We start from the raw sequence: 16,036 nt of genomic DNA, 5'->3' as shown, positions 1-16,036 counted from the left end.
CTTTCAGCTCACCGCGCGCAGCGCCGTGACGAGAGCCTCAAGGTCGTCGGTGTAGACGTCGACGTGCGGCGATACCCGCAGCACCGGGGTCGTCATCTCCAGCGGCGCCCGTTCGATGCCGGCGACGGTCGTCACGATGCCGTGCTCGGCGATCAGCCTGGCCCGCACGTCGGTCGGATCGGCGCCGCCGGTCGGTGCCAACGTGGTGATCGCGGTGGGTTCGTCGAGAGGCTCCACGACCCGCCAGCCGGCAACATCGGCGAGCAGGCTGCGGGTGAGCCGGCCGATCGCGGACAGCCGCTGGCGCACCGCGACCGGCCCCGCCGCCAGGTGCTGCCCCACCGCCACCGAAAAGCCTACCCGTGCAGCAATATTGGCTTCACCGAACTCCAGGCACTGCAGCGCGGACAACGGTCCGGCCCACTCCGGGGTTTGCAGCAGATCAGCCAGCGCCGGGCGAACGGCCAGCACTCCGACCCCGCGTGGACCGGCCAGCCACTTCCGCGACGAGGAGTACACCGCGTCGGCGTCGGCGACGCAGTCGATCTGTGCCAGGGCTTGAGCGGCGTCCACTACGAGTGGGATACCGAACTCGCGGCACACCGCCGCGACCGCGGCGACCGGCTGCACGACGCCGCGGTGACTGCCCACCGCCGTCAGATGGACCATCGCGGGTGGGTCGGCGGCGAGCATCGCCCGCGCCGCGTCGGGTTCCACCCGGCCGAGGCCGTCCACCGGCAGTGGGCGACGGTCGAATCCGTGGGCCGCGAACTCGGCCAGATTCGGGCCATACTCGCCGGGCAGGCACGCCACTGTGCGTTCCATCGGCCACACGCCGAGCAGCAGGTGCAACGCGTTGCCGGACCCGGTGGTGAAAACCACGTCGTCGGCGGACATTCCGGTCAGCGCAGCGACCCCGGCCCGGCCGGCCTCAAGGGCTGGGGCGGCTGCCTGCGCGGCGACGTAACCGCCGACCTCGGATTCGTGTCGGGCGTGGGCGGCGGCCGCCTCGATCGCCGCCAGGCTTTGGCGTGAACACGCCGCGCTGTCCAGGTGCACACCGGCGGGCGGCAGCCGGGCGTCGCGCCAGTCCTGCGCCAGGCTGTCGCGTGCGCTCACTTCACCGCCAGCGACAGGCCGAAGTCACCGGCGGGATCGGTCCACCAGTGTGTGCGCCGCAGCCCGGCGTCGGCGAGTTCGGACGCGACGGCCTCGGGGCGGAACTTGCACGACACCTCGGTGAGCATCTCCTCGCCCGCGGCAAATTCGACCCGCAGCCCCAGATCCGCGATGTCCACCTGCTGCGAAGATGTTGCCCGCAGCCACATTTCGATGCGCTCCTCGTCGGCATTCCAGCGAGCGACGTGCTCGAACGCCCCCAGGTCGAAGTTCGCGTCGAGTTCGCGGTTGACCACCGCCAGCACGTTGAGGTTGAACCGCGCGGTGACACCGGCACTGTCGTCGTAGGCCCGGACCAACCGGTCGGCGTCCTTGACCAGGTCGGTGCCCAGCAGCAGGCTGTCGCCGGGGTCCAGCACGTCGGCCAACGCGGTCAGGAACTGTGCCCGCGGGCCAGGAGTGAGATTGCCGATGGTGGAGCCGAGGAAGACGAACAGCCGTCGGCCACCGGCCGGGATCTTGGCCAGATGTTCCTCGAAATCGCCGCAGACGGCGTCGATCTCGAGACCGGGGTACTCACGTCCCAGCGCTGCGCCCGCCGACTCCAGCACCCCGGAGTCCACGTCGAAGGGGACGAATCGGCGCAGCGTGCCGTTGTCGCCCAGCGCAGTCAGCAGTTGCCGGGTCTTCTCCGAGGTGCCGCTGCCGAGCTCGACCAGCGTGTCGGCATTGCTGGCCGCGGCGATCGCCGGTGACTGGGCGCGCAGGATCTGCGCTTCGGTCCGGGTCGGGTAGTACTCGGGCAAGCGAGTGATCTGGTCGAACAGGTCGCTGCCGGCCGCGTCGTAGAACCACTTGGGCGGCAGCGACTTCGGAGTGCTCGTCAGCCCGCTGCGGACGTCCGCCCGTAACGCCCGGGCAGCGGAGTCGGCAGCCAGATAGTTCGACAGGGTGAACATCACGAGGTTCCTTTCAGCGGCGTCAGCGACACCCGTCCCCCACTCACCTCGACCAGGTGGCGGTCCGGGATGTCCTGCCAGTCGGGGTGGTCGTCGTAGGGTTCGCTGGCCAGCACCACCCCGTCGTCCCTGCGCAGGACCGACAGGGTGTCACCCCAGGTGGTGGCCAGCATCCGGGATCCGTTGGCGGCCAAGATGTTCAGCCGGGCATTCGGGTCGGCGGCCCCGACCCCCGCGATGGTGTCGGCGAGGCGGTCCAGCCCGCGTTCGAAGATCAGTGCGGCCAGAACGGCGCTGTCGACGGTCGATTCGGCGGCGGCGCTGGGCGGCAACACCGCGCGGTCGACAATCCCGTTGTGCGACAGCAGCCACGTGCCGTCGCTGAACGGCGCTGATGCGCTGGCTTCGATCGGCATCCCGACGGTGGCCGACCGCACCGCGGCGATCACACAGCCGCTGCGCAGTGCCGGTGCCACCGAGGCGAACGATGCGTCGCCCCACAGTGGCGACGCGCTGCGCCATCGTCGGACCTCCTGGCCGCCGGGATCGAAAAATCCCACGCCCCAGCCGTCGGCATTCATCAATCCGTGTTTCTGGCGCCGCGGCGCATACGACTGCACCCGCAGGCCGTTGGGCGGATCGAGGACCAGCGAGGCGACTCCCACCGGCTCACCCAGCCACCCCAGATGCCGGCACATCAGACGTCCCAGGCCAGGCGCACGCCGGAGAAGATCTGCCGGCGGATCGGGTGGTCCCAGTTGCGGAAGCTCGGTCGCAGCGTGTCGGCCGCGACCGCCCAGGAGCCGCCGCGCAGCACCCGGTAATCGCCGTCGAAGAATGGCTCGGAGTAGCGCTGGTAGATCATCGGGGTGAAACCGGGCCAGGGCCGCAGCGGCGAAGTGGTCCACTCCCACACGTCTCCGAGCATCTGCTCGGCGCCGTAGGCGGACGCGCCGCCGGGGTAGGCCCCGACCGGGGCGGGCCGCAGCGCCGCTCCGCCGAGGTTGGCCACCTGCGGGCTCGGCTCGTCGGCGCCCCACGGATAGCGACGGCGCGTGCCGGTGCGCGGATCCCAGGCGGCGGCCTTCTCCCACTCGATCTCGGTGGGCAGCCGTGCCCCCGCCCAGGCGGCGTAGGCCTCGGCTTCGAAGAACGTGACATGTTGCACCGGCTCGTCGGCGGGGATGTCCTCGACGTGACCGAACCGGGTGCGGCTGCCGTCGCGATTCCAGAACTCCGGCGCACTCAGCTCGGCATCAACCCGATGTTTCCACCCGCGGGGCGACCACCACTTCTGCTGCAGGTAGCCGCCGTCGTCGACGAACTGTCGCCATTCGGCGTTGGTCACCGGCACCCGGCCGATCCGGAATGCCGGCACGTCGACCACATGCGCCGGGCGCTCGTTGTCCAGCGACAGGGGTTCGTCGTGGGCGTCGACACCCAGAACGAAGGGGCCGCCGGGTACCAGCACCGAGGTGCCGGCCAGGCCCGGCCGGCCGGCCGGGAGCGCGGTCCGCTGGGTCAGGATCGGGGCGCCGCTGCGCAGGTTCAGCGCCTGCAGCATGGTTTCGTCGTGCTGGTTCTCGTGGCTGATCACCAGCCCGAACCGGAACGCGACCTCGGCGTCGTCCTCGCGCTGGGGCAGGGTGTCCAGGAGATCGAGCGCGGCGGCGCGCACGCTGCCGCAGTAGGCCCGGGACTGCGCGGGCGACAGCAGCGGCAGGTCGACGCGGCTGGCCCGGGTGTGCACGAACGCGTCGTAGAGGCCCTCGATGTTGGCCGGCAGCATGCCGGGGCGGTTCGGGTCGCCGTCGCGCAGCAGCCACAACTCCTCCTGCTGCCCGATGTGGGCGAGGTCCCACACCAGCGGACTCATCAAGGGGTTGTATTGCCGGTGCAGTTCGGCGTCGTCGAAGTCGGTGAGGGTCAGAGTGCGCCGGCGGGCCCGGTCCAGATCACGGGCCAGGGTTTCGCGCCCGATCACCGGGTGGTCCTGGCCATCTGCAGCACTGCGCCCTCGATGCCGTTCTCGATGGCGTCGTCGGCGAAATCGTCGGCTGGGCAGCGGCCATGCTCCACGATGTGCACCAACCGTTGCATCGACTCGGATAATTCCGCCGGTGCGCGTTCGGCGGCCACGGCCACGCAGCGGTTGGCCGCCTCGAACAGCCGGTTGTCCCGCAGCCCGACGCGGGCCGCCAGGTCCCATGCCGTCGCGACCGGCTCGACGGCCTCGGCGGCCATCGCGGCGGCGTCCGGATCGTCGAGAAGGGTCACCATCATGAACACCACCGCAGGCAGGAGTTCGTCGGGCACGCTGTCGAGATAGCGGATCTCCAGCCAGCGCCGGGGGCGCACGGGCGGGAACAGCGTCGTCAGGTGGTAGTCCAGATCGGCGGTGGTGGGCCGGCGACCGCCGAGCAGCACCAGGCCATCGGCCCAGTCGGCGAACGGAACGTGTTCGGTGACCGCCACCGCGTCCGGGGTGTGCACCAGCATCACCGGCGCCTTGAGCGCGTAGCGGGCCCAGTCGGTGCACGGGTCGTCCCCGCTGGCGCCGAGGATCGGCCCGCAGCGTGCGGAGTCCAGCTGGCTCCAGACCCGCTGGCGGCTGGAGACCCAGCCGGTGAACTGCCCGGCGAGCAGCGGCGAGTTGGCGGCGATGGCGATCATGGTCGGACCAAGGGCATGGGCCAACCGCACCCGGTCAGCCCAGCCGTCGCGCGGACCGGCGTCGAGGTTGACCTGGATCGACGCGGTCGACGTCATCATCGCCGCACCCGCACGGCCGGTCTGCGAGGCGGTGAAGAACCGTTCCATGGCCTGATAGCGCGGGCCCGGGTTGACCCGGTGCGGCCTGCGCAGCGGGTCGGCGCCCAGCAGGACCAGGCCCAGCCCGGCCCGGGCGAATGCCGCGCGCAGCGCCGCCCGGTCGGCGACCAGCGCTGAGATGGCAGGCAGTGGACCCATCGCGGGTGGGCCGGACAATTCGACCGCGCCGCCGGGCTCCACGGTGACGGCACTGCCGCCGGGCAACGGCCCTACCGAGCCGATCACGTCGTTGAGCTCCGACCACCCGGGGCGGCGCCGCACGTCGTGCAGGTCGAAGCAGTGCGCCTCGAGTTCCAGGCCGACCTGGCCGATCGGGCCGTGCTGCATGCAGGCGCCGGCGATGTGCAACGCGGCCGACGACGAGCTGTTCAGCGGACGCTCGTCGGCCGCAGGGCCGCTGTGTGCTCGACCCGGCGCCGATGTGACGACGAACGTCATGAGAACCATCTTCCAGACCGCACCGACAAATTTCCTCGATCCCCGGCTGACACGTTGGTGACGTGTACCCCAACCGGCGGTTCGTTACGGCTACCGACCGCTATCGACCGCTATCGACCGCTATTGACCCAACGTGTTCTGCATCGCGCCGGCCAGCACATTGACCGCGGGCCCGCCGTTGCCGGACTGGCAGACCTTGGCCTGCAGCAGCACGTTCTCCCGCAGCCGGGTCTGGGTGAAACACCGCCGATCGGTGTCGGCTTCCTGTTTGACCCACACCGCATCGGTCGCGGTGGGGGCCGCTCCGCCGAACGACCACACCTGGGTGGTCCCGTCCTCGAGGTGCATGGCGGTGGTCTGCCCGGCACAACCGACGGTGCGATCTGTGACGCGGTGGAAGGCGCGATTGGCGGCGTCCGAGGTGGCGAACACCCCAATCGCCTGCTTGACCAGGTGATTCTGGTCGGTCGCCGAGGTCTGGGTCACCGCGCTGTTGAACGACGCGAGGTCGGGATCGTAGAACACCTCCGGCAACCCGATATCGGCCCAGTTGTTGCACACCGGCAGGTCCACCCAGTAGCCCTGCACCGGGTCGGTGTCGACCGCTTCCCATGTCATCGGGGCGCCGACGATGTTGCCCACCGAACCCTTGCCCAGCACGGCGTAGGACACCACGCCCGGATCCGAGGGCCGGGCCTGCGCCGGGCCGGCCGCGACGCAGGGGACGACCCCGGCGACAAGCACGGCGGCCACCGCAGCAGTGGGGCGCATCGCGCTCAGACCTTGACGGCCAGGGTGACGTCGATGTTGCCCCGGGTGGCCTTGGAGTACGGACACACCTGGTGCGCCTTGTTCATCAACTCCTCGGCCTGGTGCTGCTCCAGACCGGGGAGATAGCCGATGAGGTGGGCGTTGATGCCGTAACCGCCGTCAGCGTCCTTGCCGAAGCCGACCTGGGCTGTCACGCCCGACGCGCTGTCGAGCCCGATCTTCTCCGTGCGGGCCACGAGTTGCAGCGCACCCAGGAAGCAGGCGGCATACCCGGCCGAGAACAGCTGCTCGGGATTGGTGCCCTCGCCGCTGCCGCCGGCTTCCTTCGGTGGTCTGGTCTCCAGATCGATGCGATTGTCCGACGACTTCACATGACCGTCGCGTCCACCGCCGCTGGCCGTGGACTCCGCGGTGTAGATGACATCGATACTCATGGCTTCGATCATGCCAGCCGGCCGACGGGCGGCAAGGGCTCCGGACGGACGCGAGATCGACACCAGGGTTGTGAAACTGGCGCAATCACAACCGTGGTGTCGATCTCGGCATCGCTACTCGCCGCTTCGCACCCCTTCCTCGACCTTCTTGCCGAGGTCGGGGTCGACGTTGCGCCAGTATTCGAAGACGCGGGACAGCACCGGCTCCTTCACCCCTTTGGAGACGTGGCCGATGATGTTGTGCGCCAGCCGGTCTCGTGCGGCGTCGTCGAGGACCTCACGGACCATCGTGCCGGCCTGGCCCCAATCGTCGTCCTCGGCACGAAGCGCGTAGGCCGTGCGGACCATGTCACCGTCGGACGCCCAGTGCACCTCTGCTGCCCGAGCCGGGTCGGCCGCCGGGCCGCCCATCGAGTTCGGCGCATACACCGGATCGGTGACGTTGTGGATGCGCATCGCGCCGTCCTTGGAATAGCTGCGCACGTCGACTCTGGGTGTGTTGACCGGGATCTGCTTGTAGTTCACCCCCAGCCGGTGGCGGTGGGCATCGCTGTAGGAGAAGCCGCGGGCCAGCAGCATCTTGTCCGGGCTCAGGCCGGTACCGGGAACCAGGTTGTTGGGTTCGAAGGCGGCCTGCTCGATCTCGGCGTGATAGTCGGTGACGTTGCGGTTCAACGTCATTCGCCCTACTTCGCGCAGCGGGTAGTCGCTGTGCGGCCAGACCTTGGTGAGGTCGAAGGGGTTGAAGCGGTAGGTCTTGGCATCCTCGAACGGCATGATCTGCACGTGCAGCGTCCAGCTCGGGAAGTTGCCGCCCTCGATCGCCTCGTAGAGGTCGCGCTGGTGGTAGTCGCCGTCGCTGCCGGCCAGCTGGTCGCCGTCCTCCTGAGTGAGGAAGTCGATGCCCTGGTCGGTCTTGAAGTGGTACTTGACCCAGAACAACTCACCGGCGGCATTGATCCAGCTGTAGGTGTGGCTGGAGTAGCCGTTCATGTGGCGCCAGGTCTTGGGGATGCCCCGATCGCCCATCAGCCAGGTGACCTGGTGTGCGGATTCCGGTGACAGCGTCCAGAAGTCCCACTGCATGTGATGGTCGCGAAGGTTGGACGACTGCAGGCGCTTCTGCGACCGGATGAAGTTCTGGAATTTCATCGGGTCGCGGACGAAGAACACCGGGGTGTTGTTGCCGACGAGGTCGAAGTTGCCCTCAGAGGTGTAGAACTTCAGCGCGAAACCGCGGGGGTCGCGCCAGGTGTCCGGGCTGCCGCGCTCGCCGGCCACGGTGGAGAATCGGGCCACCATCTCGGTCGTGGTGCCGGGCTGCAGAAACGCCGCCCTGGTGAATGCGCTGACATCCTGGGTCACCTCGAACGAGCCGAACGCGCCACCACCCTTGGCGTGCGGCTGACGCTCGGGGATCCGCTCGCGATTGAAGTTGGCCATCTGCTCGATCAGGTAATGGTCCTGCAGCAGGATCGGGCCGTCCGGCCCGACGGTCAGGGAATGCTCGAAACTCGGGGCCGGGGCCCCGGAATCGGTTGTCGCGTAGTTCTCGGTCATCGTCTCCCTCTCTGAAGGCGGTTTCCGCCGCTCTCCGTGGAGCCGAGTACCCCCGAAGCGCCGCCGAATCACAGCCGAAAGCCCAGCGCCCCCGGGGGGAGGAGGGCGCTGGGCGGCTCGCGCGCGTCAGGGACGCGGTGTCGGGGCGACGGTGGCGCCGGGGCCGGTGCTGCCCGGTCCGCCGGGCCCGAAGCCCGGGCCCCCGTTCGGCCCGCCGGGTCCGCCGGGCCCGCCGGGACCCATCGGCCCCCAGGGGCCCGCGCCCGGCATCATCGGCATCATCGGCGGCCCCACCCGGTGCTGGAACTGCGAGTTGCCGTCCCAGCCGCGGTGGTGGTGCCAGCCGCCACCGCTGTGGCGGCCCATGGCGAATCCGGTGAAGAAGACCGCACCGACGATGAACACCGTGCCCGCGACGATGGCCACCCAGGCCACGGCCTGGTAGAGCCGGTTGGGTCGGGGGGCGACGGGGACGGGTCCGTAATACGCGGGCGGCGCCGGTGGCGGCGGCGGCGGGGGATCCAGCGTGGCGACGGGACTGGTGGCGGGCTCGTCGGCCCGCTCGGGTGTTTCGGTCATGAATCGATCATGCGAGCGTGCCACTCAGTGCGGGTTAGGTGGCGCCTATGAGTTCGCTATGAATGGGACGCGGTCCCGGGTGGGGTGCTCCCGGTTTTCCCGGCGCCGATCGCGGGCACAGGGAGCGCATGGACAAGCTGGCCCGTGTTCGACATGCCGAGCAGCGAATCGCCACCGTGCAGCGGCGGGTGTGGCTGGCCCAAGTTCTGCTGTGGCCGACGATCGTGGTCGCGGCCGCGCTGTCGGTGGGCGCTGTGGTGTGGGTTCTGCGGCGCCGATCGGGCGGCGGCCGCCACGAGATGCCGGACCTGCCCGGTGCACACGAGGCGGGCGCGGTCGATTCCCCGCTCGACGGTGAGCGCCGCCCGCAGCCGTGAGGTAGGCGTTTCCCGCATCTGGTGAACGGTCTGTAGCTGTCGGCCCACCGGCGTACCCTGCGGATCATGTCGGGGGACATTCCGCCGGGTTGGTACCCGGATCCCAGTGGTGGTTTGGGTGCCCGGCGTTGGGATGGTTCGGCGTGGGCTGAGCCGTACCCGGAGGTGGCGGCCGAGCCGGAGCCGGTTCCGGTCGCGGATTCCAAGCGTCGCTGGCTTGTTCCTGCCGGCATCGGGATGGCCGTGGTGGTGGCCGCCGTTGGGGCGACCTTGCTGACCTTGCGGACCGTGGCGAAGCCCGCCGCTGTGCCTGCACCGGTGACGGTGACGTCGGTCGCTCCCCCGCCCGTCCCCGCATCGCCGACCTACTCGCCCGTCGAGATGGTGCAGGCGGATGTGAAGGTGTCGATGCAGAAGAAACTGGATTCGGATCCCGATCTGAAGCGGCTGAGGCTCAAGGTTGTTGACGTGATGCTGGTTCACAAGGACGGCAACGAGTACAAGGGCATCGCGCACGTCCGATCCAAAGACGGTGTGGTCCACGATGTACCGGTCGAGGTGACCTCGGATGAGCGAAACACGATGTGGGAGACACCGCCGGGATCGTTGGATTTCGCGCAAGATGAGCCGTCACCTCCACCTCCTGTTGCCGCGCCCCCGGTGTCGAGTCCTGGTGAGACATTCAAGATCTGTCCGTCCGGCGTGACTGGTGTCGCTTCGGCTGACACCAGTTGCGCGTTCGCCGACAACGTGCGGTCCTCGTGGTATGCCAGCCCGGGCAGCGCCATCAATGCCTACAGCCCGGTGACGGACCAGTCGTATCTGATGCGCTGTGTTGCGACGGCCACGGATATCTGGCCGACCGCGACGCGGTGCGCGGGCACGAACGCTCAAGGCACCGTGTTGGTCGTCTATTTCGACTAGGTGCGAGCCTGCATGGCCGGAGACTGAAGCCTGAAAGTGGCCTCTCACCAAGGCTTGAACGGGTTCACCGCGAACTGCAGCACCCGATAGGGTGCGCGGTCGCGCGGCGCGGTGTTCCACTGGCTGATGAACACTCGCACCTCGTCGAGCGTCGAGCCCGGCGAGATGTAGCCGCCGTAGGGCTGGGCCAGCCGGTTGTCGTCCGGCGACGGCAGGCTCTCGGCCGGGTCGGGCCAGTCCCCGGCCTGCACCACTGTCGTCACCGGCGCGGTGCACAACCCGGTCGGGTCGTAGGCCACCCGCATCTCCATGTTCCCGGTGGTGGCGTTGAAGTACGACAGCACCGGCTTGCCGTCGACCTCCCGCATGCTCATCTCGCCGACCCTGTCGGGCCACAGCGGTGTCGGGGTCTTGTTCCAGCCGCCCGCCCAGCCCTGCCATCGGGAGCGATCGGGGAACGCCTCCGGCGTGGCGCGGTAGAGCATCACCGGACCGGACCGGTCGAAGTTGTTGGCCACGATGTACACCCAGCCGGTCTGCGAGTCCGGCGTCGGGATGGGATCGTAGTAGCCGCTGATCTGAGTCTGCCGCCCGCCGGCATAGGACGCCGGACGCGCAGAACCGGGAACCGTCTGCCAACTCCCCTGCCCGGCAACCGCTTTCACCAGCCGGGAGGTCTGCGGTACCAGGTCCTTGGTGGTGGTCACCAGCAGATAGTTCTGCCGGTTGATCGACACCACCCCGGCCGGTAGCTGCGAGGCACCTGCCGGGGTGGGGTCGGCCAGCAGCGGCTTGTCCACCCCGGTCACTCCGGTGTAACGCACTCCGTCGGGATCGTCGACCGAGTCACCGGACACCCGCAGGGCAACCGGGGAGAACCAGCCGCCGAATCCGACGCCCTGGCCGGCGAAGCTGTCCCCACAGATCTGCAGCAATTCGGTGGGGAACTCCATAAACTCGCACAAATCGGTGGCACCGATCCCGTAGTCGCGAGTCGGTGTGCCGGTGCCGGCGATCGGGCCGATCCGGACCACCTGCCCCGGGGCCAACGGCGCCAGGATGGGGTCGGGTGCCGGGTTGGGCGGGTCGGCCGCCGCGGCCGGGCACGCCATGATCAGCGCCGAGATCGACGAAATGGCGCAAAATACTCGCACTTTCACGCCCAAACTCACGTTTCGGCGCGGGGCGATCAAAGCTGCGCGGCCAGCAGCTCGGCGATCTGGATGGTGTTGAGCGCAGCGCCTTTTCGCAGATTGTCACCCGAGAGGAACAACGCCAGCCCACGCCCCTCCGGCACACCCGGGTCCTGACGGATCCGGCCGACCAGGGTCTCGTCCACACCGGCGGCGGCCAGCGGGGTCGGCACGTCGACCAGCTTCACCCCGGGCGCACCGTCGAGCAGCTCAGAAGCACGCGCAGGCGAAATCGGCTGGGCGAACTCGGCATTGATCGACAGCGAATGCCCGGTGAACACCGGTACCCGCACGCAGGTGCCGGACACGGCCAGCTCGGGGATGCCCAGGATCTTGCGGCTCTCGTTGCGCAGCTTCTGGTCTTCGTCGGTCTCCCCCGAGCCGTCGTCAACCAGCGAGCCGGCCAGCGGCACCACGTTGAAGGCAATCGGCGCAACGTATTTCACCGGCGCGGGGAAGTCGAGCGCGGATCCGTCGTGCACCAGCTGCTCGGCACCATCGATGACGGCGCGCGCCTGGGTGGCCAGCTCGTCGACACCGGCCAGCCCGCTGCCCGAGACCGCCTGATAGGTCGACGCGATCATCCGGACCAGCTGGGCCTCGTCGTGCAGCACCTTGAGCACCGGCATCGCGGCCATCGTGGTGCAGTTCGGGTTGGCGATGATGCCCTTAGGAAGGGACCGAGCGCGGTTCGCGACATCTCTGTCGAAGTTGACCTCGGAAACCACCAGCGGAACGTCCGGGTCTTTGCGCCAGGCCGACGAGTTGTCGATCACGACCACGCCGGCCTCGGCGAATCGCGGTGCCTGCACCCGCGACATCGTCGCGCCCGCCGAGAACAACGCGATGTCCAGACCCGAGGGGTCGGCGGTCTCGGCGTCCTCGACCTCGATCTCCTGGCCGCGGAACGACAACTTCTTGCCCGCCGAGCGCGACGAGGCGAAGAACCGCACACTGCTGACCGGGAAGTCGCGCTCCTCGAGCAGCGTGCGCATCACCTGGCCGACCTGGCCGGTGGCTCCCACAACGCCGATAGACACCATGGCTATCGCCCCGTCCCCGCGTATACGACGGCCTCTTCGTCGCCACCGAGGCCGAACGCCTCGTGCAGCGCGGCGACGGCCTTGTCCAGCTCGGTGTCCTTGACCAGCACCGAGATCCGGATCTCGGAGGTCGAGATCAACTCGATGTTGACCCCGACCCGGGCCAGCGTCTCGCAGAAGGTCGCGGTCACGCCCGGGTGGCTGCGCATCCCCGCCCCCACCAGCGACACCTTGCCGATGTGGTCGTCATAGAGCACCTTGGTGAAGCCGATCTCGTTCTGCAGCGCGGAGAGCTTCTCGACCGCGGTCGGGCCGAGATCCCGTGGGCAGGTGAAGGTGATGTCGGTCTTGCCGTCCTCGACCTTGGAGATGTTCTGCAACACCATGTCGATGTTGACGTCGGCGTCGGCGACCGCGCGGAACACCATGGCCGCGTAGCCGGGGACGTCAGGCAGGCCGACGACGGTGACCTTGGCCTCACTGCGGTCGTGGGCAACTCCGGTCAGGATGGCGTCTTCCATGGGGATGTCCTCGATAGATCCGGTGACGATCGTGCCGGGCTTGTCGGTGTACGACGACCGGACATGAATCGGAACGTTGTAGCGGCGGGCGTATTCCACGCAGCGAAGCATGAGCACCTTGGCACCGCAGGCCGCCATCTCGAGCATCTCCTCGAAGCTGACGGTGTCCAGGCGGCGGGCATTGGACACGATGCGCGGGTCGGCGGTGAAGATGCCGTCCACGTCGGTGTAGATCTCGCAGACGTCGGCGTGCAAGGCCGCGGCCAGCGCGACGGCGGTGGTGTCGGACCCGCCACGTCCCAGCGTGGTGACGTCCTTGGTGTCCTGGCTGACGCCCTGGAACCCGGCCACCAGGACGATCTGGCCTTCGTCGAGTGCCGAACGCAGCCGGGTGGGGGTGACGTCGATGATCTTGGCGTTGCCGTGGGTGCCCGTGGTGACGACACCGGCCTGGGAGCCGGTGAAGCTGCGAGCCTCGGCTCCGAGCGACTCGATGGCCATCGCGACCAGCGCGTTCGAGATGCGCTCGCCCGCGGTCAGGAGCATGTCGAGCTCCCGGGCGGGCGGCGCCGGGCAGACCTGTTTGGCCAGGTCGAGCAGCTCGTCGGTGGTGTCACCCATCGCCGAGACCACCACGACGACGTCGTTGCCGGCCTTCTTGGTTTCGACGATGCGCTCGGCGACGCGCCGGATCCGGTCGGCGTCCGACACCGAGGATCCGCCGTACTTCTGCACGACGAGCGCCACAGTCTGCCCTTTCGAAAGTCGGGGAGGTCGGCTCTAAGGATAAGGGGTCGACGCACCTGCTTTTGCCCCCCGGATCGGCGGTAACGTCGCGGCGATGGCTGACCAACGCGCCGACCCGCCCCGCGACCGGCACGCCCACACCCGGGTGCCGATCCACCCGCCGATCGCCGACAGGTGGAGCCCGCGCGCCTTCGACCCCGCCGCGACGGTCACGTCCGAGCAGCTGACCGGCCTGCTGGAGGCAGCGCGCTGGGCCGCAACCTGGGGGCATCGCCAGCCGGTGCGATTCGTGGTCGGGGTCCGGGGCAGCGACGATTTCCAGACCATCGCCGGGCTGTTGCGCCGCGGCAACAGCTACGCCCACGCAGCGAGCGCACTGATACTGGTATGCGCTGACCAGGGCGAAGACGACCGCACGGCGCTCTACTCCGCGGTCGACGCGGGGGCGGCGATGGCAAACCTGTCGGTGGAGGCGGTGACGCAAGGCCTGATCGTGCATCCGATGGCCGGCTTCGACGTCGACGGCGCAACCGAAGCCTTCGACTTGCCGGACGGGGTGCGACCCCTGGCGGTCGTGGCCGTCGGATCACGCGGCGACTACGCGCAGCTGGACCCGCAGATCGCCGAACGCGACTCGCGCCCGCGGCAACGGCTGCCGCTGGAGGAGGTCGTCCTCAACTGGTCACGAACAGGTCTTGCGCAGCTCCCCGAGCTTGGCGACGATCCGGTCGTTGAGCAGTGACATCTCGAAAACCTGAGGTGGAGCGGGCGCGCCGGGGGCCCGCGACTGGATCTGGGCGCGCAGGCTCGGCAGCCCCGACACGAACTGATTGGCCAGCTGGGCCACCTCGGTAGCCTGCGCCGCCAGCGCCGGATCGGTCACCTTCTGCGCCCGCTCGGCCAGGCCGTCGGCCCAATCGCGGTAGACGGCGTCCTCGGCGACGGTCGGCACCCCTTCATTGCCTTTGGAATCGATCTTGGCCGCCTGCGCCCGGCTGTAGTCCAGCAGTTCGATCACCGGCTTGCACTTCTCCGGCGGGCGGTCGAAGTAGGTCGACCACACCCACGCACCGAGCGCGATGACCACCACGGTGATCGTGAGGACCCAGCGCGGACGTCGGTGCATGGTGAGCCAGCGTAGCCGCGCCGCCCAACGTTTAACTCGCCGGCAACACCACGAGGGGGTCTACGTAACAGAAACATCGTTCACTGCCGGTGAACGGCCCCACTTGGCTACGGGCCGCACACCTCGCAGGAGATTAGATGGATACAGGGACCACAGCATTCATGCTGTGTTGCATCATCGGGCTGACGATGATGATCCCGGGCCTGGCGCTGTTCTACGGCGGCATGGTCTCGGTCAAGAGCTCCACCAACATGATGATGATGACGTTCGGCGCGGTCGCCGTCGTCGGCGTGCTGTGGATCCTGTTCGGGTTCTCCATGACATTCGGAACGTCCTACGGCGGGTTCGTGGGCAGCTTCACCGAATTCGCCGGGATGAAGGACCTGTTGGAGTCGCAGACCACCATCTCGGGCCTGCCGATCAGCTTGTTCGCATTGTTCCAGGCGCTGTTCGCCGCGATCACCGTGGCGCTGATCTCCGGCGCGGCGGCCGACCGGATGAAGTTCGCGGCCTGGATGGTCTTCGCGACGGTGTGGGCAGTTCTGGTCTACTTCCCGGTCGCGCACTGGGTGTTCGCCTTCAACGGCGTCGTCACGCCCGACTCGGTGGGCGGCTGGATTGCCAACAACCTCAAGGCAATCGACTTCGCCGGTGGCACCGCGGTGCACATCAACGCCGGCGCGGCCGCGCTTGCCGTGGCCATCGTGCTCGGCAAGGGCGCCAGCTGGGGCAAGCTGCGCAAGCCGCACAACGTCCCGCTGACCCTGCTCGGTGCCGGGCTGCTGTGGGCCGGCTGGTACGCGTTCAACGGCGGTTCGGCTCTGGCCGCGGGCAATTCGGCGGCCATCGTCATGGTCACCACGTTCGTGGCCACCTGCGCTGCCACCCTGGCCTGGCTGGCCGTGGAGAAGATCAAGGACGGCCACGTCACCGGTGTCGGTGCCGCAGCGGGTGCCATCACCGGCCTGGTCGCGATCACCCCGGCCTGTGGTTCGGTCACGCCGGTCGGCGCGATCATCCTGGGTCTGGTCGCCGGCGCCATCTGCCCGTACGCCGTGGGCCTCAAAGAGAAGTTCGGCTATGACGATTCGCTCGACGTGGTCGGCGTGCACCTGGTCGGCGGCGTCGTCGGCACCCTGCTGATCGGCTTCCTGGCCAGCGACAGCATGCCGAACAAGATCAACGGCCTGTTCTACGGCGGCGGATTCGACCAGCTGTGGCGCCAGGCGGTCGCCGCAGGTGCGGTGATGATCTATTCGTTCGCGATCGCGTTCGTCATCGCCTGGGGCATCAAAAAGACGATGGGCATCCGGATCTCCCCCGAGGAGGAGGAGAAGGGTATCGACACCCACGTCCACCGCGACCCGGCATACGAGCTCGAGTACGCCTGACGGGAGAACCGAGTCGGGCGCG

Annotated in this window: 17 protein-coding genes and 1 pseudogene; 5 read left to right on the top strand and 13 right to left on the bottom strand. The window is 68.7% G+C overall.

Annotated elements, in window-relative coordinates:
* Positions 1–3: 3 nt before the first annotated feature.
* The 9 genes from egtE to MSZK_RS31940 all read right to left on the bottom strand — a co-directional run bounded on the left by egtE (position 4) and on the right by MSZK_RS31940 (position 8,692).
* Complete coding sequence (gene egtE / locus MSZK_RS04450) at positions 4–1,119, bottom strand: ergothioneine biosynthesis PLP-dependent enzyme EgtE (protein ID WP_099245227.1); 1,116 nt, start codon at positions 1,117–1,119, stop codon at positions 4–6.
* Positions 1,116–2,078 carry an L-histidine N(alpha)-methyltransferase gene (gene egtD, locus MSZK_RS04445; protein ID WP_199203183.1) on the bottom strand — a complete coding sequence of 321 codons (963 nt, stop codon included), beginning with the start codon at positions 2,076–2,078 and terminating at the stop codon, positions 1,116–1,118. Before egtD ends, egtE begins: the two co-directional genes overlap by 4 nt.
* Entirely contained in the window at positions 2,078–2,776 is a 699-nt protein-coding gene (gene egtC, locus MSZK_RS04440) for an ergothioneine biosynthesis protein EgtC (RefSeq protein WP_099245223.1), read from the bottom strand. The genes egtD and egtC overlap by 1 nt, the downstream gene beginning before the upstream one ends.
* Complete coding sequence (gene egtB / locus MSZK_RS04435; RefSeq protein ID WP_099245221.1) at positions 2,776–4,062, bottom strand: ergothioneine biosynthesis protein EgtB; 1,287 nt, start codon at positions 4,060–4,062, stop codon at positions 2,776–2,778. Before egtB ends, egtC begins: the two co-directional genes overlap by 1 nt.
* Entirely contained in the window at positions 4,059–5,348 is a 1,290-nt protein-coding gene (egtA, locus tag MSZK_RS04430; RefSeq protein ID WP_099245219.1) for an ergothioneine biosynthesis glutamate--cysteine ligase EgtA, read from the bottom strand. Before egtA ends, egtB begins: the two co-directional genes overlap by 4 nt.
* Positions 5,349–5,468: 120 nt before the next feature.
* Entirely contained in the window at positions 5,469–6,119 is a 651-nt protein-coding gene (locus MSZK_RS04425; protein ID WP_099245217.1) for a sensor domain-containing protein, read from the bottom strand.
* A 5-nt stretch (positions 6,120–6,124) separates the two neighbouring features.
* Complete coding sequence (locus MSZK_RS04420) at positions 6,125–6,553, bottom strand: organic hydroperoxide resistance protein (RefSeq protein WP_099245287.1); 429 nt, start codon at positions 6,551–6,553, stop codon at positions 6,125–6,127.
* A gap of 114 nt (positions 6,554–6,667) precedes the next feature.
* Positions 6,668–8,113: a catalase gene (locus MSZK_RS04415; RefSeq protein WP_099245215.1), complete on the bottom strand. Its 1,446-nt coding sequence runs from the start codon at positions 8,111–8,113 to the stop codon at positions 6,668–6,670.
* A gap of 126 nt (positions 8,114–8,239) precedes the next feature.
* A complete protein-coding gene (locus MSZK_RS31940) occupies positions 8,240–8,692 on the bottom strand; it encodes a hypothetical protein (RefSeq protein ID WP_142389861.1) in 453 nt (150 codons plus the stop codon).
* 128 nt (positions 8,693–8,820) lie between these two features.
* Here MSZK_RS31940 and MSZK_RS04405 point away from each other — a divergent pair, with 128 nt between their 5' ends.
* The 3 genes and pseudogenes from MSZK_RS04405 (at position 8,821) to MSZK_RS04400 (ending at position 9,993) form a co-directional block, all read left to right on the top strand.
* A complete protein-coding gene (locus MSZK_RS04405) occupies positions 8,821–9,069 on the top strand; it encodes a hypothetical protein (protein ID WP_099245211.1) in 249 nt (82 codons plus the stop codon).
* 66 nt (positions 9,070–9,135) lie between these two features.
* Positions 9,136–9,219: pseudogene (locus MSZK_RS32820) on the top strand (DUF2510 domain-containing protein); the annotation flags it as partial.
* Between the two features lie 15 nt (positions 9,220–9,234).
* On the top strand, positions 9,235–9,993 hold the full coding sequence (locus MSZK_RS04400) for a hypothetical protein (RefSeq protein WP_233211113.1): 759 nt from the start codon (positions 9,235–9,237) through the stop codon (positions 9,991–9,993).
* Positions 9,994–10,037: 44 nt separating this feature from the next.
* Here the strand turns inward: MSZK_RS04400 and MSZK_RS04395 are convergent, their stop codons facing one another.
* From MSZK_RS04395 to MSZK_RS04385, 3 genes are all read right to left on the bottom strand, one after another.
* Positions 10,038–11,105 (bottom strand): DUF4185 domain-containing protein, encoded by a 1,068-nt coding sequence (locus MSZK_RS04395; RefSeq protein WP_199203191.1) that lies wholly within the window; start codon positions 11,103–11,105, stop codon positions 10,038–10,040.
* Between the two features lie 77 nt (positions 11,106–11,182).
* A complete protein-coding gene (locus tag MSZK_RS04390; protein WP_099245207.1) occupies positions 11,183–12,229 on the bottom strand; it encodes an aspartate-semialdehyde dehydrogenase in 1,047 nt (348 codons plus the stop codon).
* A 2-nt stretch (positions 12,230–12,231) separates the two neighbouring features.
* Positions 12,232–13,497 carry an aspartate kinase gene (locus tag MSZK_RS04385; RefSeq protein ID WP_099245205.1) on the bottom strand — a complete coding sequence of 422 codons (1,266 nt, stop codon included), beginning with the start codon at positions 13,495–13,497 and terminating at the stop codon, positions 12,232–12,234.
* Positions 13,498–13,591: 94 nt separating this feature from the next.
* Here MSZK_RS04385 and MSZK_RS04380 point away from each other — a divergent pair, with 94 nt between their 5' ends.
* Complete coding sequence (locus MSZK_RS04380) at positions 13,592–14,239, top strand: nitroreductase family protein (RefSeq protein ID WP_099245203.1); 648 nt, start codon at positions 13,592–13,594, stop codon at positions 14,237–14,239.
* Here the strand turns inward: MSZK_RS04380 and MSZK_RS04375 are convergent.
* Positions 14,180–14,623, bottom strand: a complete 444-nt coding sequence (locus tag MSZK_RS04375; protein ID WP_099245201.1) for a hypothetical protein — start codon at positions 14,621–14,623, stop codon at positions 14,180–14,182. The two genes, MSZK_RS04380 and MSZK_RS04375, sit on opposite strands and share 60 nt — an antisense overlap.
* A 137-nt stretch (positions 14,624–14,760) precedes the next feature.
* On the opposite strand from MSZK_RS04375, the gene MSZK_RS04370 reads away from it, so the two are divergent.
* Positions 14,761–16,014 carry an ammonium transporter gene (locus MSZK_RS04370; RefSeq protein WP_099245199.1) on the top strand — a complete coding sequence of 418 codons (1,254 nt, stop codon included), beginning with the start codon at positions 14,761–14,763 and terminating at the stop codon, positions 16,012–16,014.
* Positions 16,015–16,036 lie beyond the last annotated feature (22 nt).

This window comes from Mycobacterium sp. shizuoka-1 (assembly GCF_002723835.1).
Taxonomy (GTDB): domain Bacteria; phylum Actinomycetota; class Actinomycetes; order Mycobacteriales; family Mycobacteriaceae; genus Mycobacterium.
Note: the sequence above shows the minus strand (reverse complement) of the source record. Positions and strands in the feature narration are given on the sequence as shown.